General features: G+C 44.3%; 2 protein-coding genes. Both read left to right on the plus strand.

What is annotated here, in order from left to right:
• Nucleotides 1–191: 191 nt before the first annotated feature.
• Entirely contained in the window at nucleotides 192–923 is a 732-nt protein-coding gene (gene rlmB / locus B3W37_RS08885) for a 23S rRNA (guanosine(2251)-2'-O)-methyltransferase RlmB (protein WP_483175439.1), read from the plus strand.
• A gap of 166 nt (nucleotides 924–1,089) precedes the next feature.
• Nucleotides 1,090–1,740 carry an RNA polymerase sporulation sigma factor SigH gene (gene sigH, locus B3W37_RS08890; RefSeq protein WP_483175440.1) on the plus strand — a complete coding sequence of 217 codons (651 nt, stop codon included), beginning with the start codon at nucleotides 1,090–1,092 and terminating at the stop codon, nucleotides 1,738–1,740.
• Nucleotides 1,741–2,006: the final 266 nt, after the last annotated feature.

Consider the following 2,006-nt stretch of genomic DNA (forward strand, 5'->3'; position numbering starts at 1 on the left):
GCCGCCCATCCCCAGATGAGACAGGTGGCGATACCGCTATTGCTGCATTTCCAAGCTGCCATGCCCGATTTGTTTAATGACATTGAATATGACCACGGTTTTCCCCCGGAGCATTATGCCAGTGTAATCCTGACCGATGACATATTCCAGACCTTATAAAGATCGAAAATAAAAAGAAGAAGGAGTTAATTATGAAGGAAAAACTGGCCGGGGTAAACAGCATTATGGAGGCCATCAAAGGCAAACGAAAGATCCATAAGATTTTTGTAGAGGAAGGGCGCGCCGGCAAGAAAGTCCAGGACCTGGTCAAGCTGGCCGCCAGCCGGGGCATTTATATTCAAGAGGTATCCAAACAAAGGCTCAATGACATGTACACCGTGGGTAATCACCAGGGTATGGTCGCCGAGGTTGACAACTATGAATATTGCAGCATAGAAGAAGTACTGGAGGATGCTGCCTTAAGTGGAGAACCTCCTTTTCTGCTGATGCTGGATGGATTGGAGGACCCGCAGAATTTTGGGTCTGTTATCCGCAGTGCGGAAGCGGCAGGAGTACACGGAGTAATTATTCCCCGCCATAATTCAGTGGAAGTCACCCCGGCCGTAGCCCGTGCTTCGGCTGGAGCAGTGGAACACATGAAAGTAGTCCTGGCTCCCAATCTGGTTAATACCATTAAATATCTCAAAGAACAGGGTCTCTGGGTAGTGGGGGCGGATATGGACGGTCAGGCTTATCAGAGCGTAGAATTTCCTGTACCTACGGTTCTGGTTATAGGAGGAGAAGGCCGCGGAATAAGAAGGCTGGTAAAAGAAAACTGCGATCTGGTAGTTAAAATTCCCATGTACGGCCAGATCAATTCCTTAAACGCCTCGGCTGCGGCTGCCGTGCTGCTATTTGAAGCCGTACGGCAAAAGAATATATGATTTACGCAGGCCAGGCAGGAAAAAGTGCTCTCCTACCGGGATTACTGCCCGGCCCGGAATGCAAATGGCTTGACGATTCCTGCTCTGCTGGCCTATAATTAACTAGATTAATAAACTTGGTGCCGTATAAGCATTATTAAATTACCATTTTTATGGAGGCGATTGAATGCCTAATTCCGTCGCTTTAAAGAAAATATACACCACATATAGCGAAATGCCCGATGAGGATATAGTTGATTTGGCCCAGCAGGGCGAGCAATTTGCGGTAGAATATCTGGTTGATAAATACAAAAATTTCGTCAGAGCAAAAGCCAGATCGTATTTTTTAATAGGCGCAGACAAGGAAGATATTATTCAGGAAGGCATGATTGGGCTTTTTAAGGCGATCAGGGACTATAAAGCGGACAAGCTTACGTCCTTTAGAGCCTTTGCTGAACTATGTATTACCCGTCAGATAATCACTGCTATCAAGACTGCCACCAGGCAGAAACACATACCTTTGAATTCGTATGTATCACTCAACAAACCCATATATGATGAAGAATCAGACCGGACTCTTATGGATATCTTATCTACCACCAAGATTACCAATCCGGAAGAGATTATTATCAGCCGGGAAGAGTTCGTATTTATTGAAAGAAAAATGGGTGAGATACTGAGTTCTCTGGAGTGGAAAGTCCTTATGGCCTATCTGGAAGGAAAATCATACCAGGAAATTGCCGTAGATCTTAAACGTCATGTCAAATCAATTGACAATGCCCTGCAAAGAGTCAAAAGAAAATTAGAAAAATATCTCGAGGACAGGGAAGAGTTATAGGTTGTATAACTGCTCATAATATCAGGTTAGGCTGATTGTCTTGAGTGGGTCTGACTGAAAAAATGTGTGTAAATCTTATTTAAATCGGTATTTTTTATTTTGAATCTCTCGATTTAATCCTCAAGACCCCAATATTCTCGGCGTTGCAAAGTAAAATATGGCATCATCAAGCCGACTATTGACTTTGCCCGATTCAGGCGTTACAATATTAACTGCTGAGCCGAGCTAGCTCAATCGGTAGAGCAGCTGATTTGTAATCAGCAGGT

Source organism: Syntrophomonas sp. UBA5494 (genome assembly GCF_002426325.1).

What these genes read in the sequence shown, in the direction of transcription:
- rlmB (WP_483175439.1), top strand. Translation starts at nt 192, where the DNA reads ATGAAGGAAAAACTGGCCGGGGTAAACAGCATTATGGAGGCCATCAAA.
- sigH (WP_483175440.1), top strand. Translation starts at nt 1,090, where the DNA reads ATGCCTAATTCCGTCGCTTTAAAGAAAATATACACCACATATAGCGAA.